At 73.0% G+C, this 21,210-nt stretch carries 16 protein-coding genes; 11 read left to right on the top strand and 5 right to left on the bottom strand.

What is annotated here, in order from left to right; translation table 11 throughout:
* Positions 1-7 precede the first annotated feature (7 nt).
* Together ACIQU4_RS37745 and ACIQU4_RS37740 are read left to right on the top strand one after the other, a co-directional pair.
* Complete coding sequence (locus tag ACIQU4_RS37745) at positions 8-1,624, top strand: FAD-dependent monooxygenase (protein ID WP_403740936.1); 1,617 nt, start codon at positions 8-10, stop codon at positions 1,622-1,624.
* 212 nt (positions 1,625-1,836) lie between these two features.
* The gene (locus ACIQU4_RS37740; protein ID WP_403740932.1) at positions 1,837-2,028 is read left to right on the top strand and encodes a hypothetical protein; all 192 of its coding nucleotides are present in this window, start codon (positions 1,837-1,839) and stop codon (positions 2,026-2,028) included.
* 85 nt (positions 2,029-2,113) lie between these two features.
* On the opposite strand, the gene ACIQU4_RS37735 is transcribed toward ACIQU4_RS37740, so the two are convergent.
* Positions 2,114-5,017 carry a BTAD domain-containing putative transcriptional regulator gene (locus ACIQU4_RS37735; RefSeq protein ID WP_403740929.1) on the bottom strand — a complete coding sequence of 968 codons (2,904 nt, stop codon included), beginning with the start codon at positions 5,015-5,017 and terminating at the stop codon, positions 2,114-2,116.
* Between the two features lie 357 nt (positions 5,018-5,374).
* Here ACIQU4_RS37735 and ACIQU4_RS37730 point away from each other — a divergent pair, with 357 nt between their 5' ends.
* The gene (locus ACIQU4_RS37730; RefSeq protein ID WP_403740926.1) at positions 5,375-6,748 is read left to right on the top strand and encodes an IS701 family transposase; all 1,374 of its coding nucleotides are present in this window, start codon (positions 5,375-5,377) and stop codon (positions 6,746-6,748) included.
* Positions 6,749-6,826: 78 nt separating this feature from the next.
* Here the strand turns inward: ACIQU4_RS37730 and ACIQU4_RS37725 are convergent, their stop codons facing one another.
* The 4 genes from ACIQU4_RS37725 to ACIQU4_RS37710 form a co-directional block, all read right to left on the bottom strand.
* Positions 6,827-8,026: an MFS transporter gene (locus tag ACIQU4_RS37725; RefSeq protein ID WP_403740923.1), complete on the bottom strand. Its 1,200-nt coding sequence runs from the start codon at positions 8,024-8,026 to the stop codon at positions 6,827-6,829.
* A 70-nt stretch (positions 8,027-8,096) separates the two neighbouring features.
* On the bottom strand, positions 8,097-9,434 hold the full coding sequence (locus tag ACIQU4_RS37720) for an acetyl-CoA carboxylase biotin carboxylase subunit family protein (RefSeq protein ID WP_403740918.1): 1,338 nt from the start codon (positions 9,432-9,434) through the stop codon (positions 8,097-8,099).
* Positions 9,435-9,524: 90 nt separating this feature from the next.
* Positions 9,525-10,076, bottom strand: a complete 552-nt coding sequence (locus tag ACIQU4_RS37715; RefSeq protein WP_403740916.1) for an NADPH-dependent FMN reductase — start codon at positions 10,074-10,076, stop codon at positions 9,525-9,527.
* Positions 10,073-13,561, bottom strand: coding sequence for an ATP-grasp domain-containing protein (locus ACIQU4_RS37710; protein ID WP_403740914.1), 3,489 nt, complete (start codon positions 13,559-13,561; stop codon positions 10,073-10,075). The genes ACIQU4_RS37715 and ACIQU4_RS37710 overlap by 4 nt, the downstream gene beginning before the upstream one ends.
* 348 nt (positions 13,562-13,909) lie before the next feature.
* Between ACIQU4_RS37710 and ACIQU4_RS37705 the strand changes: the two genes are divergently transcribed.
* The 8 genes from ACIQU4_RS37705 to ACIQU4_RS37670 are packed head-to-tail and all read left to right on the top strand — an operon-like array spanning position 13,910 to position 21,159.
* The gene (locus ACIQU4_RS37705; RefSeq protein WP_403740911.1) at positions 13,910-15,775 is read left to right on the top strand and encodes a WD40 repeat domain-containing protein; all 1,866 of its coding nucleotides are present in this window, start codon (positions 13,910-13,912) and stop codon (positions 15,773-15,775) included.
* Entirely contained in the window at positions 15,772-16,467 is a 696-nt protein-coding gene (gene ribA / locus ACIQU4_RS37700) for a GTP cyclohydrolase II (protein ID WP_403740909.1), read from the top strand. The genes ACIQU4_RS37705 and ribA overlap by 4 nt, the downstream gene beginning before the upstream one ends.
* Complete coding sequence (locus ACIQU4_RS37695; protein WP_403740906.1) at positions 16,464-17,441, top strand: formylglycine-generating enzyme family protein; 978 nt, start codon at positions 16,464-16,466, stop codon at positions 17,439-17,441. Before ribA ends, ACIQU4_RS37695 begins: the two co-directional genes overlap by 4 nt.
* A complete protein-coding gene (locus ACIQU4_RS37690) occupies positions 17,438-18,550 on the top strand; it encodes a pyridoxal-phosphate dependent enzyme (RefSeq protein ID WP_403740903.1) in 1,113 nt (370 codons plus the stop codon). The genes ACIQU4_RS37695 and ACIQU4_RS37690 overlap by 4 nt, the downstream gene beginning before the upstream one ends.
* The gene (locus ACIQU4_RS37685) at positions 18,534-19,253 is read left to right on the top strand and encodes a class I SAM-dependent methyltransferase (protein ID WP_403740901.1); all 720 of its coding nucleotides are present in this window, start codon (positions 18,534-18,536) and stop codon (positions 19,251-19,253) included. The genes ACIQU4_RS37690 and ACIQU4_RS37685 overlap by 17 nt, the downstream gene beginning before the upstream one ends.
* Positions 19,254-19,286: 33 nt before the next feature.
* Complete coding sequence (locus ACIQU4_RS37680; RefSeq protein WP_403740899.1) at positions 19,287-20,267, top strand: isopenicillin N synthase family dioxygenase; 981 nt, start codon at positions 19,287-19,289, stop codon at positions 20,265-20,267.
* On the top strand, positions 20,264-20,848 hold the full coding sequence (locus ACIQU4_RS37675; protein WP_403740895.1) for a serine O-acetyltransferase: 585 nt from the start codon (positions 20,264-20,266) through the stop codon (positions 20,846-20,848). The genes ACIQU4_RS37680 and ACIQU4_RS37675 overlap by 4 nt, the downstream gene beginning before the upstream one ends.
* Positions 20,845-21,159: a hypothetical protein gene (locus tag ACIQU4_RS37670; RefSeq protein WP_403740893.1), complete on the top strand. Its 315-nt coding sequence runs from the start codon at positions 20,845-20,847 to the stop codon at positions 21,157-21,159. Before ACIQU4_RS37675 ends, ACIQU4_RS37670 begins: the two co-directional genes overlap by 4 nt.
* Positions 21,160-21,210: the final 51 nt, after the last annotated feature.

The following is a 21,210-nucleotide window of genomic DNA, read 5'->3' as shown; positions in this document are numbered from 1 at the left end:
AGAGGCCATGGCTGACCTGATAGCCGGCGAGAGCCGGCCCACGAGAGAGGGCGAAGCGGTACCCGCCGCCGCCGGGGCGTCCGACCTGGACGTCCTGGTGGTCGGGGCCGGCCCCACCGGCCTGCTGACCGCCGTCGAACTGCTGCGGCGCGGCATCCGGGTCCGCGTGATCGACCGTGCCGTCGAACCCATGCTGACCCCCAAGGCCCTGTCCGTCTGGCCGCGCGCCCTCGACATCCTGGAGGACACCGGTCTGGGCGGCGTGGTCGACGAGGAGTCCGTACGGATCAACACGCTGAGCTACTTCTCCGAACGGCGCCCGCTGGCCTCCTTCGGGTTCTCCGACGACCTGGCGTGCCGCACCCTGCCCCAGCACGTCACCGAGCGGCTGCTCACCGAGCGGCTGCAGGCACTCGGCGGCAAGATCGAGCGCGGGGTGCGGCTGCTCGCCCTGGACGGGCTGGACTACTCCGGCCGGATCGAGGCCACCGACGGCGTCACGGCGGTGCTGGAGACCCCCGAGGGGCTGCAGCGGCTGCGGGTGCCGTTCGTCGTCGGCGCCGACGGCGCCGGCAGCGCCGTCCGGGGCCAGCTCGGCGTCGGATTCGAGGGATCGACGTACGAGATGGCCTTCGCGCTCATCGATGCACGCATCGATGGGTACCTACCTCCGGACGAGTGCCACTTCTACCAGTCCGCGAACGGCGCGCTGGTGATCGTGCCCATCCCGGGCGGGATCTTCCGGTTCCTGTCGGTGATGCCCCAGGGCGGCGGCGAGGTCGACACCGCGATGATGCAGGCCGTCATCGACGAGCGCGGGCCGCGCGGCGTACGGATCAAGGAGGCGGTTTGGAAGGCCGTGTTCCGGGTTCACGCCCGGCGGGCGAGCGAGTTCCAGCGCGGCCGGGTCTTCCTGGCCGGCGACGCCGCCCACGTGCACAGCCCGGCCGGCGGGCAGGGCATGAACAACGGCCTCCAGGACGCGCACAACCTCGCCTGGAAGCTGGCCTCGGTGATCCGGGGCGAGTCCCCCTCCTCGCTGCTCGCCTCCTACGGCGAGGAGCGGGCGGAGGTCACCCGCCAGCTCGTGCGCGACACCGACTTCCAGACCAGGGCCTGGCTGTTCAAGTCCAAGGCCACGGTGGCGGCGCGCGACGCGGCGTTCCGGCTCCTCGACCGGACCGGGATCGTCTCGGAGTTCTACGCGCCGGTGATGGCCGGCCGCCGGCTGTCGTACCCGGTGACCCGCGACACCCAGCAGCCCTCGGGCTGGACGGGCTGCCGCGTACGGCGCTCGCTTCCCGGCGCGCTGGAGGTCGGCGCGGTCTTCCCGCGCCGACTGGGACTCGCTTACGGGATCTCAGGACCGGCCGCGGATCCGCACGGCTGGAACCTGGTGGTCGTCCCGGACGGGAACAGGGCCTGGGAGGAGGAATTGGGCCACATCGTGGCGCAATGGCCACTGTTGCGGCAAGTGACGGTCCGGCGCCGCGACGCCGCCGCGCAGGCCGGATGTCGCTCCGGCGGGTACTACCTGATCCGGCCGGACGGTCATATCGCGGCCCACGGCCATGCGCGGGATCTGGGACGACTCGAAGCGGAACTGCGACTCTCCCTTTCCTGAGCGGCAATCCACCGATATTCGAACGACGATATCCGGCCAAAGAAATACCGGATAGCCCCCCGGTTTTCTCGTTAGACTGCCCGTTCCCGTTCCGTTCCCATACCACCACCCGCTTGAGCGGGAACGGAGAGGGACTGGAGCAGGAAGCCCCGTTGCGAATCTCTGTCATGTCGAAAGCGACACGGGATTTCCAAACAAACAAGGGGTACGAAATGCGCGGCAAGCTCGCTGGTCTGGTCGGTATCTTCGCCCTCGTCCTCACCCTGGGCCTGGGTGCGGCGGTCGAGCAGGACCACCAGGCCAACGGCACCAAGGGTCACTCCGTACTCGCCGACACCAAGGGTCCGGGCGTCGCCCCGGCGACGCCCCCGACCACGCCCCCGGCGACCCCCACTGGCGTCTGATCCACCCCCCGCGCAAGCAGTGGGCCCCGTCCGAAACGGACGGGGCCCACTGCTTTTGCCGTACCGCCGCGCAACCGCGCTCCGGTCAGAGGGTGCGCCGCCCCTCGGGCGGCACCCCCATGGCCTCGAAGAGCATGTCGGCCCGCTCCCGGTACTGGGCAGCGGCCGGCAGGCCCAGTTGCCCGGCCGCAGCCGCCATCCCATCCAGTGCGTGGGCCATCTCGACCCGGTAGCCCATGCCCTCGGCACACGCGAACGCGCGCTCGTGCAGGCGCAGCGCCTCTTCGTACCGGCCGTTGCGGCCGTGCTTGAGCGCCAGGATGTTGTCCACCCTGGAGCGCCGCTGCGGTGAGATCGTCGAGGTGAGCAGCTCCAGCGCCGTGGCCTCCTGCTCCTGCGACCGCCGCGTGTCGCCGCGCCGGTCGCAAAGGTCCGAAGAGACCGCGCAGACGAGTACGAGAACCTCTTCCGGGCAGGAAGAGCCCGTGTTCAGCGCCCGCGAGAGGCTGGACTCCGCTTCCTCGAACGCGCACGTGCCGCAGTACGCCAGGGCCAGAGTCGTCCAGGCCAAGGCCTCCTGCTCCGGGAACCGGAAGGCACGGCACATCTCGATCGCCTGTCGCGCGGCCTCGACCGCCTCCTCGTACCGGCCGAGCGCCAGACAGACCGTGCCGACGTTGTTGAGGTCCTCCGCCTGCTGCTGCGGAAGTTTGGTGCGGTCCCCCTCCTTGAGCTCCCCCACGGCCTGCGTCGTGTAGTCGTACGAGCTCGACAGGTTCCCCAGCGCGTAGTGCGCGATCCCCAGCAGTCCGAGGGCGACCGTCTCGTCGTCCGGACCCCCGGCCTTTCTGGCCCAGTCCAGCGCTTCCTCCGCGGCCGCCACGGCCTCGGTGAGCTGACCCAGCTTCCAGCACGCCACCCCGAGGTTGTTGAGGGTCTGGCAGATGAGCAAGGGATCGCCCATGCTGCGCGTGGCGATGAGGCCCGCCCGGCACACCGCCTCGAACTCCACGAACCGTCCCCGGAGGTTCAGGTGGAAGGACGCGTTGCGGGCCAGGGCGAAGACCAGCTGCGGGCGCTCCTCGTGGCCGCCCCGGGCCAGGAGGGTCTGGATGCCCGCGGCCTCCCGGTCGAACCACTCCAGGGTGCGGTCCTCGCGGCGCATCGGTGGAAGCGCGTACGGTGTGCCGGGCGCATCCACGTCCATGCTGCGGCGGCTGGGGAACAGCAGGGTGCACGCGGCCTCCGTCGCCGCCGTGTAGTAGCCGAGCAGCCGGCCGTTGGCCTCCCTGGCCTCGCGCCCGCTCCTCCCCTCGCCGAGCGAGAGCGCGTACGTCCGCACCAGATCGTGGAAGGCGTACATCCCCGGGTCGTTCTGCACCAGCAGGTGCATGTCGAGGAGGTCCTCCAGCATGTCCTCCGCGTCCCGGACGCCGGTCTCCAGCAGGGCCGCCGCCGAGTAGACGTCGACCTCCGCGCCAGGGTGCAGGCCCAGCAGGCAGAAGGCGGCCTGGAGTTCCTCCTCCAGCGCCTTGTACGAGAGGCTGAGGGTGGCCGCGACGCTCCGCTCGCCCGCGCTCAGCTCGTCCAGCCGGCGGGTCTCGTCCTCCAGCCGTTCGACCAGGTAGCGGACGGTCCAGCGGGGGCGGTTGCGCAGCCGGGCCACCGCCAGCCGCAGGGCCAGCGGCAGGTGGCCGCAGAGTTCGGCGAGTTCGGCGGCGGCCTCGGGCTCCCGGGCCACCCTGTTGTCGCCGAGGAGCTCGGCGAGCATCACCCGGCTCTCCTCCGGCTCCATCACCCCCAGCGAGATCCAGTCCGCGCCGTCCAGATCGAGCAGCCTGGCCCGGCTGGTGACCAGCACCAGGCACTCCGTCGAGGACGGGAGCAGGGGCAGCACCTGACCGGCGTCCAGGGCGTTGTCGAACAGGAACAGCAGGCGCCGGCCCGTGAGGGTGGCCCGCCACAGCCCGATCAGGCCCGCCTCGTCGTCGGGGATGCTGTCGGCGGACACCCCGAGGGTGCGCAGCAGGCCGACGAGGGTGGCGGCCGGCCGCTGCGGCTTCTCGCTGGGGGTGAAACCGCGCAGGTCGACGTAGAGCTGGCCGTCCGGGTACTCCTCGGCCAGCTGGTACGCGGCGCGCACGGCCAGCGAGGTCTTGCCGCAGCCGCCCATGCCGTCGATCGCGACGACGCGCGGGCCTTCCCCCGCGTCCTGCCGGCACGCCTCCAGCACCTCGGCCAGCTCGCGCTCGCGACCGGTGAAGTCGGGGACGCCGGGCGGCAGGGTGCAGGGAGCGCCGTGCAGCGAGGCGAGGGTCGGGAAGCGGCCGCTCCCGGCGCCGGACGGCGCGGACCGTCCGGACTCCGCGGCCGGTGCCGGGGACCGGGACGTGGGCGGCCCGGCCACCGGTACCGGCCGGGCGGCCGGGCCCGCGAGTTCGGGGGAGGCGCGCAGGATGTCCTCGTACATCTTGGTGAGCTGCGCGCTGGGGTCTATGCCCAGTTCCTCGACGAGCAGTTCGCGGACCTTGGCGTACTCGGTGAGCGCCTCGGCCTGCCGCCCGGAGCGGTACAGCGCCAGGATCAGGTGTCCGCGCAGCGACTCCCGCAGCGGGTGCTGTGCAATGAGGGTGCGCAGGTCTCCGATGAGCTCCCCGGCCTCCCCCAGGGCCAGGCGCAGTTCGAAGAGCTGCTCGGCCGCCCCCAGCCGGCGTTCTTCCAGTACCGCCCCCGCGGCCTCGACCACCGAGCCGCCGGCGCCGGACATCACAGGGCCGCGCCACAGGGCGAGGGCGGCGCGCAGTTGGTCGGCCGCCTCCTGGGGCAGGTCCGAGGCGGCGGCGTGCCGGGCCTGCTGTATGTGCCCGTTGAATTCGAGGAGATCGAGCTGATCGCCCGTCACCTGCACGCAGTAGCCGGGACCGTCCGTGACGATCAGCTTCCCGCCCCCCGGGATCCGACGCCGCAGGTCGGCGACCGCCTTGCGCACCTGATGGGAAGCGGTTACCGGTGGTTCCTCATCCCACACCGCCTCCACAAGACGGACAACCGGGACAATATTTCCCGGTTCGAGCAGAAGGGTGGCAAGAACTCGTTCGTAAATTTGACCGCCGAGCTTTAACCGCTCTCCTGCTGTCCACCCTTCAAGCGGTCCGAGAATGTTGAAACGCACCTGGCTTTCCACCGAATTAGCCATGGCCTCCTTGCCCCATCCCCCTCAATGCCCCCTGCTGAAGAGCCTTCAGCAGGATCCTAAGAGCTTACGGGGGGAAGCGGTAGCGAAGCGGGAACGAAGCGGGAACGACACCTCCGACAGTTGCCTCCTGACTCGGACTCAGGAGCAGCGATGAAGACTTTCGGCCTCGGCGCCAGCCGGCGGACCGTGCGGCGCGCGGCGAACCATTCCGGCACCCGGCCTGCCGCCGCGCACAGCGCCTACCAAGCACCTGTAGCCACCCCTCCGGCACAGGCCCCCCTCTCCCCACCCGCCCTGCCGTCGACCACGACGGCCGACCACAGAGCCCAGATCGTCGAAGCGATGATCTCGGAGCTGGCACCGCAGCTGTTCATGTCGCTGCGCCGCAGCGACCAGCGCGCCCGCGGCGAGCAGTACCTGCGGGGACTGCTCTACGCGGACGGACGCAAGTCGATCCGCAACATGGCCGGAGTCGTCGGCGGAGCGGGCACCGAGCAGTCGCTGCACCACTTCATCAGCGAATCCACCTGGAACTGGGCCCCGATGCGCGCGGCGCTCGCCCGGTACGCGGAGCAGATGGTCCAGCCCAAGGCCTGGGTCGTCCAGTCCATGCCGATCCAGAAGGCCGGCGAGCAGTCGGCGGGCATAGACCGCCGGTTCGTCCCGGAACTGGGGCACTCCGTGCACGGCCAGCACTCCTTCGGCCTGTGGATGGCCTCGGAGGCGATGAGCGCCCCGGTCAACTGGCGGCTGTACCTCTCCCCTTCCTGGCTCCAGGACGAGGAGAAGCGCCGCCGGGCCGACATCCCGGACTGGGTGGACGAGGAGTCGCCGGGCGAGTGCGCCACGGCTTCCGCCCTGGAGGTCCTCGCCTGGGGCGGGGTGGAGCGCCGCCCGGTGGTGCTGCCCTCCCGTGACTTCGTCAGCAGCGCCGTGCTGAGCCGCTTCCACGCCGCGGGCGTTCCCGTCATGGCCCGGATGCGGGCCATGGACCAGCTGCGGGTCGCCGACACGGCGATGCCCGGTTACGGCGCCGGCCCCATACCGGTGTCGGACATGCTCCAGCACGTACGCGGACTGCGCCGGCCCGTCGAATGGCTGGACCCCTCCTCGGGGACGCCCGTCGTGCGCAGCACCCTGGTCGCGGGCATACGCGTCGAGCTGCCGCAGCCGCGCCGCTCGCCCTCCGGTCCGCAGCAGTGGATGCTGATGGGCGAGTGGACCAACCGCAACGGCCCGCCCAGCGAGTTGTGGCTCACGGATCTCACCACCACCTCGCTCGACGGGCTGATGCGGCTGGCCAAGCTCAGCCGGCGGACGGCCTTCGACAGCGCCGACACCGGCGAGCGGGCCGGTCTGCGCGATTTCGCCGGCCGCTCCTTCAAGGGCTGGCACCGCCACCTCACGCTCTCCTCGGCCGCCCACAGCGTCGCGATCGGCGCCGACCACGCCGCTGGGCGCACTCGGGCGGAGAGTTCGTCCGGCACTCCGTCGGCGAACCGGCCGCCGCGGCAGACGGGCTGAGGCGTGTCGTCCGAGGATGACGGTACGCCGCGCAGAGCGGAATGTTCGGGGCCCGCTCCCATGCTCCCTCGACCGGCCTCACGCGGGGGTTCCCGCGGTCTGCGGCGCCTTCCCGGCGGCCGGGGCCGGCTGCGGGACGCGCATCGCGGCCAGGGCGACGGCGGAGAAGTAGACCGCCCAGCCCAGCCAGGCCCAGCCGCCCCAGCCGACGGAACCGGTGATGAGAGGGGGCCCGACCACGGTGGTGACGGCGAACCCGAGGTTGAAGGCGGCGAGGTAGCCGGTCTTGCGGCCCTCGGGGATGTGCAGCAGGGCGACGCCGGTGGTGCCGGAGATGATGTAGAGCTCCCCGAGGGAGAAGAGCAGCGCGGCTGCGACCACCAGGGCCAGGTTCGTGCTCGCACCGCCGAACGTCGTCAGCGGTACGACCCCCGCTGCCAGAGCCGACAGCAGCCCGCCGCGCCGCATCATCCTGCGCGCGGTGGCGAAGTCCTCGGACCCCTTGCTGATCCGGACCTGGAGCGCGACGACGACGGCGGTGTTGAGGACCTGGACCAGGGTCACGGTCCAGGCGGGGGCCTGCGTCTGCTGGACCACCCACAGCGGCACGCCGAGGCCGAGGACGAGCGCCGACATGGTCAGGGCCCCGTACAGGACGGTGATGCGGAGGAAGGCCCGGTCGCGCAGGACGCTGCCGCGTGAGGGGCCGCCCTGCGCGGCCCCGGCCGGGCTCCCGCCGTCGGCGAAGCTGCGGCAGACGACGGCGCAGCCGATGAACAGGACGGCGGAGAGCACCATCACCGCCCGGTAGGCCCAGGCCTCTCCGATCGCGATGGCCGCCCCGGAGGGCAGCGCGCCCGCGGCCATGCCGGCGTTGCGCAGCGACCGGAGCCGGGCGAGCGCTCCGACCGCCTCCTCGTTGCCGGCCCGGGCGATCAGGCCCGATTCGATCAGCGGGCTGATGCCCCGGCTCAGCACCCCGGCGACCGCCGAGGCGAGCAGGGCCGCGATGAAGGAGGAGGCTGTGGCCAGCGCCAGGAAGGCGGCTGCGCGGACCAGGAACAGGACGGTCAGCACGGTACGGGTGCCGAAGCGCTCGGCGGCCCGCGCGATGGGCATGGCACCCAGCAGCGAGGTGATGCCGGCGATGCCGAGGACCAGCCCGATCTCGGCGTTGGGCAGGTCCACGGCCTCGTGGAAGAAGAGGACGGACAGGGAAAGGTACATTCCGAGTCCGACGGCGTCGGAGAGTCCAGTGGCGTAGATGCGTTTCTTCATCGGAGCGATCCCCACGTCATGAGTAGGCGGGATTGCGGAGTCGGGCGGGGGTGGGTGGGTCCGTCCACGGCTAGGTGGCCCGGGCCAGGGCGGTCTCGGACTGCGCCCCGGCCTCCACGAGTTCGATGCCGAGGGCCCGCTCGATGCGGTCGGCGAGTTCCAGGGCCCGGCCGGGCGTGGGCGCGCCGAGCATGAACGTCGCCAGGTGCAGGGTCCGGCTCCGGCTCGCCGTCTGGCCCGGCCCGAACCGCGGCTTCACGTAGGCCAGTTCGGGGAAGGCCGCCATCAGTTCCGCCACCGGGGTCTGCGCGGCCACCAGCCACTCGCCCGCCGGGATCGGCACCATCCTCATCAGCGCCGTCCGCGTGAACTCCGGCACGGTGTCCGGCGCGAGGCCCAGCGCGCTGCGGCCGATCTGCTCGGCGTAGTCGTACCGGGCGCAGACCTCGAACATGACCGGCATCGGTCCGCCCGCACGGGCGTTGACCTCGATGACGCGCGGCCCCTGCGGGGTCAGCGCGATCTCGGTGTGCACGGCCCCGGTGGTCAGCCCGATGGCCCGGATCGCCCGGTCCGCGCAGTCGACGGCGGCCGCCTGGACGGCGGGGTCGAGCCTCGACGGCATCGACGCGCCCTCCTCGGCGTAGCCGTGGCGCAGCTCCAGCCGGTCGGAGACGGCCAGGTGGTGCCGCTCGCCGGCCGCCAGCAGAGATTCGACACTGCAGTACGCCGCCCAGCCGCTGTCTCCGTCCGCCTCCAGTTCGAGGCGCTCCTCCAGCAGGAAGACGTCCTCGCTCTGCAGGAAGGCCGAGACGGTGGCCCGGCCGTCGCGGTATGCCTCCAGGAGCTCCTCGTACGTGCGGACCAGCCGCACGCTCTGGCTGCCGGCGCCGAGCGAGGGTTTGAAGACGGCCGGCAGGCCGATGCCGCGAGCCGCCTCCGCCAGATCCGCCTCCTCCCGTATCTCCGCGAACCGCGGGGAGGGCACGCCGTGTTCGGCGAAGACCTGCCGCTGCCGGGACTTGGACTGGGCGACGGTCACCGCCTCCGGCGCGTTGCCCGGCAGCCCGAGGCGTTCGGCCAGCTCGGCCTGCGGGCGCAGCAGCAGTTCCGAGTAGGTGACGACCCCCGACAGCGCGTACCGCCCGTGGAGGGCGAGGCCGACGGCCACCGCGTCGTCGAGGTCGGCCGCGGTCAGGAACTCTCCGCGCAGTCCGCGCGCGGCCCAGTCGGCGCGCACCGGTTCCGGGTCGCCCCAGGCCGCGATGTGGACGACGGAGACCGCCGGGCTGAGCCGGGAGAGGGAGTCGAGCGCCGCGGCGGGCGGGTGGCCGCCGATGCCCGAGATCAGCAGCAGGTGCGGCTGGTCCTCGGTGCCGGCGGACGGGCGGGCGGAGCGGGGGGGCATGGCACGTCCTTTCAGGTGACGGGCTTCGCTTCGCTGGAGTGGGGTCGGTGGCTTCGGGGTCGGTGGAGTCGGGGGTCGGTGGAGTCGGGGTCAGTGGCTGACGAGGGGTGCCGGGATGCGGCGGGCGGAGCGGAACGAGAGCAGTTCGTCCACCAGGCGGTCCATCCGGATGTGCAGCTCCTCCAGCGGGCGCCCCGGCGTGAAGTCGCTGCGGGCGGAGGCCACATGGGTCGGCACGGCCCAGCCGCCCATCGCCCGGACCACCGACCGCATCTGGTCGCAGGCCGTCCCCGCGCCACGCGGACCGCCGCCCGCGGCGATCAGCCCCACGGGCCGGTCGGCCAGCGCGTCGCCGGTGAGGTGGTCCAGGGCGTTCTTGAGCAGCCCGCTGTACGAGCCGTGGTAGACCGGCGTGGCGAAGACGACGCCGCTCGCCCCGGCGATCCGGGCGCGGATCGCCGCCGTCTGGCTGTACGGGGGCGGGTCGTCGTAGTCGTCGATCCGGTGGCGGCCGGGGAACTCCACGCTCAGGTCGAGGAGTTCGTACGCCGCCCCGGCCTCCCTGATCCGCTGGGCGGCCACCTCCAGGACCCGGCGCGAGACCGAGTCCGCGGAGGCGCTGCCGAGGATGCCGAGTATCACCGCCCGGCCCCCGCGGACCCCGGCCTCGGCTCCAGACCGATCACCAGGCGCACCTCGCGCTCGGCGCGCGCGACCAGGCGCCGGACCTCCTCGTGCGAGTCGTGGGCGAAGACGTGCGTGCTGGCGCCCGTACCCGAGAACGGCTGCACGGGGACCACGTCCCCGATCCGGTACGGCACGTTGCGGTAGTACGCGTCCTGCGCGACCGCCGAATCGTCGAAGTCCAGCAGCATCCCGCCGACCGTGAAGTGCACGGTCCAGCCCGCGTACGCGCCCACCGGGGCGACCCGGCCGGCCCGCGGGTCGAGTCCCACGTCGGTGAGGATCTTGGCGTGGAAGAGGTCGATGCCGGTGGTGGCCAGGAAGGCCTCGCGGACGCCCGCGCCGCCCGGGCGGCCGGCCACCTCGCAGAAGGTGAACCCGGACTCGTCCAGGAAGGCCTCCAGGTGGAGCACCCCTGCGGAGACCTGCCAGGCGCCCGCGACCTGGCCGAGCAGTTCGCGGGCGGCCGCGCGCACGGCGGGGTCGGCGACCGTGATGGAGGACAGCGGCTCCACCCGGGAGACCGCCAGGGTGTCGCTCACGTACCGGGACACGTCCCAGATCACGTCGCCTTCGTAGAGGACGGCGTCGATGTGGCACATGTCGCCCGCCACGAACCCCTCGCACAGGTGGGTGCCGGGGCTGAACTCCTCCCGCACCCACCGCTCGACCTGCCGGGCGTCGGCGAGCACCGACACCCCGAACGAGCCCGAACCGTCCCGCGGCTTGACCACGACCCGGCCGTGCCGGGCGAACAGGTCGGTGACGTCCTCCGGGGTGTGGACGAGGTGCCCCTCGGCGGTACGGATGCCCGCCCGGCGGGCGATGCGCTTCATCACCGCCTTGTCCACGAACTTGCGTGCGGTGGCCGGGTCGCTGCCCGGCGCGCCCAGCCTGGCGCGCAGCTCCGCGGCCGGCTCCAGCAGCCGTTCGGAGACGGTGGCGACCCGGTCCACCGGGTGCAGCGCGTGCACCGCGCCCGCGAGGGCCCGTACCCCGTCCGGGTCGAACACGTCCGTCCGGGCGGCGAAGTCGGCGGCGCTCGCGGTGGTGTTGCCCGCGGCCGAGCTCAGCACACTGACCCGGAAGCGGTCCGGGTCCAGCAGCGGCGAGCCGTCGTCGCGGGTCCACACCCGGGATCCGATCCGGTCCAGCAGCAGGACGTGCGTACGGTCGGCGGCCTCGGTCCTCCACAGCAGCGAGCGCTCGATCCGGGCCACCGCCTGTTCGGCGCGGAGGGTGTCCGGCGCCGCCACGGTGTACTCCAGCCGGACGACCGGCCCGCTGTGGATGCCCTCGCGATCGAGCGGGGTCCGTACGCACGCCAGCTCGGGCCAGTCGTACAGCTCCTCGGCGGCGGTCGCGGCGACCACGCGGAAGCGGCCCGGCCCGGACAGGACGTGGCGCTGGATCGCGATCCGCCCGGCGTCGGGCAGGGCTACGCGCACCGGCCGGCCCAGGGCGCTCTCGGCGGCGACCGTCACCAGGCTCCGCCGGTGGGCGGCGTCGTAGAGGTCGAGGACCTGCCGGTCGAAGCCGGGCAGGACCAGGGGGCGCGTGTTGCGCGCCCCGAACACGACCCGGGCGGGCCCCTCGATCCCGGCGTCGCGCACGGCCTCCTCGGTGCGTGCCCGCAGCCGCGCGGGCACCGGGCCGGCGGTCAGGCGCCGCTCGGAGCTGCCGTCCTCGGCGGCCTGGTCGCCGCTCTCGTCGATCGAGGCGAGTACGTCCACCCGGCCCCCGCCGGCCGCGAGGGCCAGCACGGTGTGCACGGGGTCGCTGACGAAGGCGAGCTCCTCCAGCAGCCCGTCGAGCTCACCGAGTTCCTCGCCCCCCGCCCCACCGGCCCGGACGGCTCCGGCGGCCAGCGCACGCAATTCCCGCGCCTCGCGCTCGTACGCGCCCGACCAGGACAGGACCGCGGCCACCGGCCGGCGCTCGTGCGCCGCCAGGAACCGCGCGCGCACCGCGTCGAAGGTGAGCTCGTCACGCCGCAGTACGGTCAGCCGCGCGGTCACCGCCCCGGCCGCGCCCACGATCCGCTCGACCGGGTCCCGTCCGTCCAGCAGCAGCACCACGTGCTCGCCGCCCGCGGGACCGGACTCCGGCTGCTCCCGCTCCTGCCCCGGCTCCTGCTGCTGCTCCTGCTCCTGCTCCTGCTCCGCGGCGGCGACCGGCTCGATGCGCAGCGACTCCTGTACCAGTGCGGCCGCCTGCGCGGCGACCCGCCGGGCCGTCGCCGCATCGGCTCCGCGCACCATCAGGTACCCGAACCGGTCGTGGTTGGTGCCCAGCGCCGGCACCCGGTCGCCGGGCCCGACGGTCACCTCGCAGTCGACCACCCCGGCCGGCAGCTCGCGGAACGCGGGAACCGTGCCGCGCACGATCCCGTCGGCCGCACTCCACAGGGCGTGCAGGGCCACGGTGGTCACCGGCGGGGCCGCGTCCTCGACCGGCGCACCGGTGGCGAGCGCGACCAGGTCGTGGGCGACCGAGCGGTCCAGGGCCAGCGACATCTGCCGGGTCACCACGTGTCCGGCGATCCGGCCGTTCACCTCGATCAGCTCCGGGCCGGTCGGCGTGACGAGCAGCTCCACGTGGAGCGCGCTCGCCCGGACCCCGAGGGCCTCGACGGTGTCCAGGACGAACCGCCGTGCGGCGCCCATGCCCTGGAAGCGGGCCGGGAAGTGCCCGCCGAGCTCGGCCGTGGTGCCGGGCGCCGTCGGGATGCGCTCGGCGAATCCGTACAGGACCACGCGTCCGTCCTGGACGAGCAGTTCGGCGCTGACGTGACGCCCGACGGCGTACTCCTCGACGAGCGCGACGGGGCGCCCGCCACCGTCCCCGTCGCCGTTCCCGTCCCTGTCGCCGTCCCCGTCGCTGCTCCCGTACGGGACCCCCAGTACCTCGGCCAGCCCGGCTGCGGCCTGCTCGCGGGTCCACGCCACGGTGACCCCGACCGAATACCGGCCGGACGTCGGCTTGATCACGCACGGCAGTCCGATCTCGTCGACCGCCGCCAGTCCCTCCTCCTCGGTGACCGCCCGGCGCCAGCGCAGGCTGCCGATCCCGGCCTTCCCGAGCCGTTCCCGTACGGCCGACTTGTCGCCGAGCAGCCGCGCCGCCTCCAGTGACTCGTGGGGCAGGCCCAGTTCGCGGGCGAACCGCGCCGCGCCGTGCAGGAGGTTCTCGTCGCGGCAGATCACGCCGTCGACCGGATGGGGGCCGAGCCGTCCCCGCAGCAGGGCGGCCAGGTCCTGGCCGCCGGACAGGTCCGGCACCTCCACCACCCGCGCCGCCCGTTCGAGCAGCTCGAACCCGGCATTGGCGCGGTAGGCGTCCAGGCGCTCCGTGACGAAGGTGACCTCGATCCCGTCGTCGGCCATGTCCGCCACGACGTCAAAGCCTCTGACGTATGCCGTCTCCAACAGAACAACATGCATGAGCTCAGCCCCTTGAGTCCTCTTCTCATCGAAGCATCAAGGGACGCGGACTACAGGGCAAGCGGCAGCCGCATAATCCCGCTCACTCCATCACCTCTTCCCTTTTCATTCCCGTTCCGTTCCCGTTTCGCTCCCGCCCCGATACCGCCGACCCCCACCCTGATCTGCGGAAACATGTCAACCAAAAGAATTCGAATACATCAGGTCGGGCGACTTACCACATTGCCGGACAGTGCTTCGCAGTTCCTTGCGGCAACAATTAGCGTGCATACAGGAAACTGGACACCCACCTCTCCATTCACCCCGTAAACGGCCTTCCCGGGCACCGAAGCAAAGGACAGAGACAGCGTGCGCACCATCTCCATCCCTAAATCGGGGACCGGACATTCGGCCCCGATCACCCATGTGGCCTTCAGCCCGGACGGCTCCCGCCTCGCGACCTCGTCCTACGACGGAACCGTGATCGTCTGGAACACCGCCGACCCCGCCCACCCCACCGAGGCCGCGACGCTGCGCCACCGCCGCCTCGTCAACTCCTCGGCCTGGAACCCCGCCGACCCGACCCTCCTCGCGACGGCCTCCGCCGACAAGACGGTCGGCATCTGGCGCGTCCCCCAGGAGGGCCCGGCCACGCTGGTCAACGTCCTGGCCCGGCACACCGACGACATCAACTCGGTCGCCTGGCTGCCCGACGGCGAGCGCCTGATCTGCGTCTCCGAGGACGGCCGCGCCACCCTGTGGTCCGTACTCGACGGCACCTTCCTCACCGAGGTCGGCTCGCACGAGGCGCACTGCATGATGGTCTCCGTCAGCGTCGAGGGCCTGGCCGCCACGGTCGGCGAGGACGGCCTGGTCGCCGTCAGCGACCCCGCCTCCGGCTCCGGCGCGGCGCGCAAACGCCACTACGACTCCTCCATCGAGGGCTGCGCCTGGTCCCGGGCCGGCGACCTCCTCGCCGTGGCCCGCGACGACGGCCGCGTCGACCTGCTGACCCGCGAGCTGGACCACGTACTGACCGTCGAGGTCTCCAGTTCCGCCGCCCGCGCCGTCGACTGGGCCGAGGACGACTCCGCGTTCGTCGTCGGCGCCTACGACGGCTCCCTGCACTGGTTCGACCGGTCCGGCGAACGCCGGCACACCGTCGCCGACCTCCGCGTGTGGCCGCGCTCCGTCGCCGCCGCCCAGGGCCTGGTCGCCGCGGGCTCCTTCCGCAACGCCCCGCACCTGTACGACATGGCCACGGCCGCCGAACTGTCCGGCCCCGAGCGCGCCACCCACGGCCCCAACGCCCTGGCCGCGCGCGGCGACGAGCTCCTCATCGGCGGGGACTCCGGCACCGTCTTCGCCGTCCGCGTCGAGAACGGCGTCCAGCGGCGGGCCACCCCGATCGAGCTCACCGACGGCCCGATCCTGTCCCTCGCCACCGACGGCGACACGATCTACGCGGGCACCTACTCCGGCCACGTCATCCGCTACGACGGCACCCACACCTCCAGCGAGCGCCTCGGCGCGCCGATCCCCTCCCTCACCGTCGACGGGGGCCGGCTGATCGCGGGCACCTACAACGGCGAGTTCCTCGTCCTGGACCCGGCCACGCTCCGGCTCGAAGAGCGCGTCCCGGCACACGGCGGTTCGGTGAAGTCCCTGGCCCCGTTCCCGGACGGCGGCTTCCTGTCCGCCGCCACCGACCGCACCATCGAGGCGGGCGCCGTGCACGGGCGCACCAAGCTGTGGGAGCACGGCAACCTCGTCAACGCGGTCGCCGGCCTCCACGGCCCCGGCGGCTCCGTCGTCGCCAGCGCCTCGCGCGACCACACCGTCAAGGTCGGCCGGGTCACCCGTACCGAGGACGGCGGCTGGAGCACCGGCGCGCCGCAGACACTGCTCGGCTCCGACGAGTCGGTCAAGTGCGTCTCGCTGCTGGGCGACATCCAGAGGCCCACCGTCCTCGCCGGCTCCTACGACTTCAACCTCTACTCCTGGCAGGTCGACTGGGCCGACTCTGCGGGCACCCTCGCCTCCGGCCGCGTCCTCGCCGGGTTCACCCAGGGCCTGTCCTGCATGTTCCAGCTCGCCGACGGGCGCGTCGCCGTGGCCGGATGGGACGGCCGGATCGTCTTCGTCGCCGTCGACGCGTACGGCGCCCACATCCAGCACACCCTCCACATCGACGACATCGCGCTGAGCGCCGACCGGAAGCAGGTGGCCGCATGACGACCTCGGCCGACGTACCGCAAGCCGTCACGGAAGCCGCCCCCGCGGCGGTCCGGGCAGCGATCCCGGCAGCGATCCCGGCGGCCGTCCGGGCCCGCGTACCCGTCACGCTCTCGCGCGTCCGGGACCGCAGCGCCGACCTCATCACCTTCCACCACCTCCCCGACCCCGGCGAGCACTTCGCGGTCCTCGTCCACGCCGCCCCCGGCGACACCACGCCGCCGCTGGTGCGCCTGCACAGCGAATGCCTGACCGGCGACGTCCTCGGCTCGGCCCGATGCGACTGCGGCCCCCAGCTCGACGAGGCCCTCCAGCGCATCGCCGACCACGGCGGCGCCGTGCTCTACCTGCGCCAGGAAGGCCGGGGCATCGGGCTCTACAACAAGCTCGACACCTACGTCCTCCAGTCGCAGGACCACGACACCTTCGCCGCCAACCGCATGATCGGCCGCGGCGACGACGAGCGCGACTACGGGGCCGCCGCAGCGATGCTCCACGCCCTCGGCCTGACCCGGATCCGCCTGCTCACGAACAACCCCGACAAGGTGCGGGAGCTGCGCGCGCACGGCATCGAGATCACCGAGGTGATCCCCACCGGCGTGTACGTCACCGCGGAGAACTCCCGCTACCTGTCCGCCAAGGCCGAACTCGCCGGCCACACCCTCGCGCTGCTCCAGGAGGCCGCGGCATGACGCTCTCACTCGAAGACCTCGCGAACTCCCCGCACTTCAAGGAGCACGCCGGCCTCGCCGACCCCGGCAGGCTGCACCCCGCCCGGCTGCCCGCCGCCACCCCCGAGCAGCTCGCCGCAGCCGTCGAGGACCCGGACCTGCCGACCGCCGAACGCCTTGCCGCCGGCCACGTCCTCGGCCTGCTCGGCGACCCCCGCATCCCCTCCCCCACCACCGGAGCGGGCCCCGGCACCCGCCACGTGCCCGGCGGCCGGATCCGTATCGGCCTCCCCGAGGACGAGGCCGGTTACGTCACCAACGCCTGGGCGCACGTGGGCGTGGAGGAGTCCTGGATCCTCAAGGAGTGCCCCGAGCACACCGTGGAGATCGCCGACTTCTGGATCGCCACCTACCCCGTGACCAACGGCGAGTACCGCGCCTTCCTGGCCGACACCGGCCTGGAGGAGCGCCCCACCACCTGGTACCTGGGCGCCTATCCGTGGGACCGCTCCAACCACCCGGTGGCCGGGATCCGCCCCGAGCACGCCGACGCCTACGCCGCCTGGCTCACCGAGCGCACCGGACACCCCTGGCGGCTGCCCACCGAAGCCGAGTGGGAGCACGCCGCCAAGGGCCCCGACGGACTGCCCTACCCCTGGCCCGGCGGGTTCGACCCGGAGGCGGCCAACACCCGCGAGTCCGGCGTGCACACCACCACCCCGGTCGGCGCGTTCCCGGCCGGCCGCTCCCCGTACGGCGTCCACGACATGGGCGGCAACGTGGAGGAGTTCACCGCCGACGAGTACGCCCCGTACCCGGACGGCCCCTACGTGGCCGACCACCTGGTGCAGTCGATGGGCAGCTACCGGATCGCCCGCGGCGGCTCCTTCTCCCGGTTCGGCGACCTGACCCGCACCCGGCGCCGCCACGGCGCCTTCCCCGGGCCGCTGTACCCCGTCGGGTTCCGCCTCGCCACCGGCGAGCGGCCCTCATGACGACCGCCGTCCGCCCCGGGCCGGAGCCGGCCCTCGCCGCCCGCCCCGAAGCAACCGGCCCCGGATCCGGCCCCGGCTTCGCCGACATCCGCCGCGCCCTGGCCGACCGGGCCCCGGCCCTGGCCGACATCACCCGCGCCTTCGCACCGCTGGAGGCCGAAGCACACCGGCTGCTGCCCCGGCTCGCCGCCCTGCGCCCGGGCATCGGGGACACCCCGCTGGTCCCGGTGCCCAGCCGGGCGGGACGGGGCACGGTCTGGCTCAAGACGGAGGCCGCCAACACCTCCGGATCCGTCAAGTCCCGTACCGCGTACGCCCTGTTGTGCGCGGCCGTGGCCTCGGCAGGCTCCCCCCGGCCGCGGCTCGCCGAGTACTCGGGCGGCAGCCTCGCCGTCGCCCTGGCCGAGCTGTGCGGACAACTGGGCCTGGACCTGCACCTGGTGGTCCCGTACGGGGCCTCCGACCGGCTGCTGGACCAACTGCGCCGCCAGGGCGCCGAGACCACCACGGCCCGCGAGGGCACCGGCTTCCTCGGCGCGATGGACGAGGCCGTCCGCGTCGCCGAACGCGAGGACCGGCACCTGCTGCTCCAGCACTGCGCGGCCGCGGGCGCCGCCCTGCACCGCGAGCACACCGGCGCGGAGATCATCGGCCAGCTCTCCGGCTACGGAGTCGAACCGGCCGCCCTGGCCGCGGCCGTCGGCACCGGCGGCAGCCTGGCCGGCACCGCCATGGCCCTCGGCAGCGCCTGGCCGGACTGCCGCCCCCTCGCCGTCTTCCCCGCCGAGGCCGTCTACGGCGACGAGCGCGCCCCCGACGGCGCCCGCCGGATGAGCGGCACGGGCGGACTGGGCCACGGCCTGCGCCAGCCCCTGATCGCCGCGTTCCCGCAGGACTTCTTCAGTTTCACCGCCGTCGCCTATCCGCAGGCCCTGCAGGCCATGCGCCACCTGCGCCGGGAACACGGCATCGCCGTCTGCGGCAGTGGCGCCGGCGCCTGGCTCAGCGCCTCGGCGGAGGTCGACCAAGGCCCGCGAGGGCGCAGCGCAGTCGCGGTCGTCGCAAGCCGCGGAACAATCGAGGAGTGGGAGCATGCCGCAGGATCGTGACACACCCGTCTTGACCGTCAACGGCCACAGTGCCGCGGACGCGGAGCACGCGGAACGGAACTACTGCGGCTACCGCGAGGTCGTCCGCAACTCGTTCAAGCAGTGGTACAAGAACAGCAAGGACTCCTGGTCGGGGACGACCACCAACGACCGCGTCACGCACTTCGCGATCGCGGCCGCCCCCACCGACGAACACCCGCCGGGCTCCGGCCCGGCCCGGGTCCTGGACATCGGCTGCGGCCGCGGCCTGCAGACGGCCTCCCTCGCCGAATGGCTGGAGGCCGAGGTCACCGGCCTCGACCTGCTCGACGTGTGGGACACCCCCCAGGTCGCGCACGGTTCGATCCGCTTCCACCAGGGCGACTTCCTCGCCTTCCAGGCCGAGGGCCTCGACCTACTCGTCGACAACGGCTGTCTGCACCACCAGCGCCGCGAGGACTGGGCCCCCTGGGTGGAGCACGGCCGCAAGATGCTGCGCCCGGGCGGGGTCTGGGTGGTGAGCGTGTTCCTGAGCCCCGACGGGGAGATCACCCCGCATCCGCTCGCGGACGGGCGGCTGAACTGGTGGCTCACCGAGCAACTCGTCACCGAGCTCTACGAGGCGAACGGCTTCCGCTTCACCGGCAGCCTGGAGATCGACCGCCACTTCGAGTACGAGGGCCACCAGCTCAAGTACCTGACCCTGTCCTTCGTCGCGGTCTGAGCGGCGCGGGAGGAGAGAGAGGAGGGACCGGAGATGCTCAAGGAGATCGCACTCGACGACCGGGGCGACGACCAGCACATCCGAAGCGCCCTGCGCGACGGATTCTTCCTGGTGCGCAACACGGTGCCGGAGAGCCTGCTGGACGAGGCGTACGCCATGCTCAGCGCGTTCTTCGAGCTGCCCGCCGAGGTCAAGGCGGACTGCCGGGTGCCCGGCTCCAACGGGCAGTCCGGGTACCTCCCGCCCCTGGTCGAGCAGGGCGAGAAGGGCCGCACCCCCGACTGGAAGGAGCTGTTCCACTGGGGTGCCCCGCTGCCCGCCGCCCACCCGCTGCGCGAGCGCTACCCCGCGCGCTACCCGCAGCCGTACTTCCCCGACCACCTGGTGCCCGGGATCGGCACCGCACTGGGCGAACTCCACCTGCGGACGGCCCGGTTCCAGCTCGACGTGGTCCGCCGGCTGGCCGGGGCGCTCGGCGCGGCCCCCGGCTACTTCGAGGAGATGCTGGAGGACGGCCCCGTCGTCAACCGCGCCACCTGGTACCCGCCGATGGAGCAGGCCCCGTCCGCGGACCACGTCTGGATGGTGGAGCACCAGGACTTCGACCTGATCACCGCCCTGCCCCGGGCAACCGCCGCCGGCCTCGAAGTCCTCATCGACGGCGAGTGGACCCCGGTCAAGGTCCCCGACGGCTACACCGTGCTCAACGTCGGCATGGTCCTGGAACGGCTCACCGGCGGCCGGGCCCGGGCCGCCGTCCACCGGGTCGTCGCCGCACCCGGGCAGAGCGGCGGCCGGCTCTCCATCGTGCAGTTCTGCCACCCCACCCCGTGGACGGTGCTCTCCACGCTCCGCGGCTGCACGGCGGACGGCGAGCCCGACCGGTATCCGGCCCTGACCGCGCAGGACCTGTTCCAGCGCACGATGTACCGGATCAACCGACTGGACTCCCAGCAGGCCCAGCCCGCCCCACACGCCCAGCACGCCCAGCACGCCGCGGCGGGCCGGCCGTGACCGGCGCCGGGCGCGGCACCCCGCAGCGGATCTCCCTCCTGGGACAGATCCGCGAAGACCTCGACACGGTCGTCTCCCGCGACCCGTCCCGCCCGCGCCGCCGCGACGCCCTGCTGCACTCGCCCTGGCACGGGCTGGCCCTCCACCGGATCGCGCACCGCCTCCACGTACGCGACCACCGGTTCGCCGCCGGACTGCTCACGCTCGCGGGCCGGCTGCTCTCCGGCATGGAGATCCACGCCGGGGCGCGGATCGGCCGGCGGGCCTTCATCGACCACGGGTTCGGCGTGGTCATCGGCGAGACCGCACGCGTCGGCGACGACGTGACGCTCTACCACGGGGTGACCCTCGGATCGCGCGGCTGGTCCCGCTCCGGCGAGCCCGGCGTGCGCCGCCACCCCGTCATCGGCGACGACGTCCTCATCGGCGTCGGCGCCTCCGTACTCGGCCCGGTCACCATCGCCTCCGGCAACCGGATCCGGGCCCACTCGCTGGTGCTCAGGGACCTCCCCGCCCCCGGCAGGGCGATCCGCATTTCTCCCGTCCGAGCAGCCGCCCACCCCTCAAGGAGCACCTCATGACGCCGGCCGCCCTCCGTGAGCGCACCCTCGAACTCGCCAAGGACCTCGACACGGGCGACTGGGTCCCCACCGACCTGGAACGCACCATCGCCCAGCGGCTGCTGACCGCCGCCGACCCGGTCGGCTGCATCACCGAGCACGCCGTACGGGACGCCGTGTGGGAGGGCTCCGAGCCGCTCTCCCGGGTGAACGACGGCCGGCTCTCGGTCCTGCTCGCCGAGATCACGTACAGCCTCGCGGGAAACGGGCGCGACGCCGCCGCCCTCGCCTCCGCCCAGGCCCTGCTCGCGTCGGTGAACCGCCGCGGCTAGGCCGTGTCTTTTGGATCAGGCCGGATCAGCCCGCGGCGTCTGGCGCCGTGC

The organism is Streptomyces sp. NPDC090741 (genome assembly GCF_044769045.1).
GTDB lineage: Bacteria > Actinomycetota > Actinomycetes > Streptomycetales > Streptomycetaceae > Streptomyces.
The sequence above is the reverse complement of the archived record's forward strand: the minus strand, read 5'-3'. Positions and strand labels throughout refer to the sequence as shown.

What these genes read in the sequence shown, in the direction of transcription:
- ACIQU4_RS37745 (WP_403740936.1), top strand. Translation starts at nt 8, where the DNA reads ATGGCTGACCTGATAGCCGGCGAGAGCCGGCCCACGAGAGAGGGCGAA.
- ACIQU4_RS37740 (WP_403740932.1), top strand. Translation starts at nt 1,837, where the DNA reads ATGCGCGGCAAGCTCGCTGGTCTGGTCGGTATCTTCGCCCTCGTCCTC.
- ACIQU4_RS37730 (WP_403740926.1), top strand. Translation starts at nt 5,375, where the DNA reads ATGAAGACTTTCGGCCTCGGCGCCAGCCGGCGGACCGTGCGGCGCGCG.
- ACIQU4_RS37725 (WP_403740923.1), bottom strand. Translation starts at nt 8,026, where the DNA reads ATGAAGAAACGCATCTACGCCACTGGACTCTCCGACGCCGTCGGACTC.
- ACIQU4_RS37720 (WP_403740918.1), bottom strand. Translation starts at nt 9,434, where the DNA reads ATGCCCCCCCGCTCCGCCCGCCCGTCCGCCGGCACCGAGGACCAGCCG.
- ACIQU4_RS37710 (WP_403740914.1), bottom strand. Translation starts at nt 13,561, where the DNA reads ATGCATGTTGTTCTGTTGGAGACGGCATACGTCAGAGGCTTTGACGTC.
- ribA (WP_403740909.1), top strand. Translation starts at nt 15,772, where the DNA reads ATGACGACCTCGGCCGACGTACCGCAAGCCGTCACGGAAGCCGCCCCC.
- ACIQU4_RS37695 (WP_403740906.1), top strand. Translation starts at nt 16,464, where the DNA reads ATGACGCTCTCACTCGAAGACCTCGCGAACTCCCCGCACTTCAAGGAG.
- ACIQU4_RS37690 (WP_403740903.1), top strand. Translation starts at nt 17,438, where the DNA reads ATGACGACCGCCGTCCGCCCCGGGCCGGAGCCGGCCCTCGCCGCCCGC.
- ACIQU4_RS37685 (WP_403740901.1), top strand. Translation starts at nt 18,534, where the DNA reads ATGCCGCAGGATCGTGACACACCCGTCTTGACCGTCAACGGCCACAGT.
- ACIQU4_RS37680 (WP_403740899.1), top strand. Translation starts at nt 19,287, where the DNA reads ATGCTCAAGGAGATCGCACTCGACGACCGGGGCGACGACCAGCACATC.
- ACIQU4_RS37670 (WP_403740893.1), top strand. Translation starts at nt 20,845, where the DNA reads ATGACGCCGGCCGCCCTCCGTGAGCGCACCCTCGAACTCGCCAAGGAC.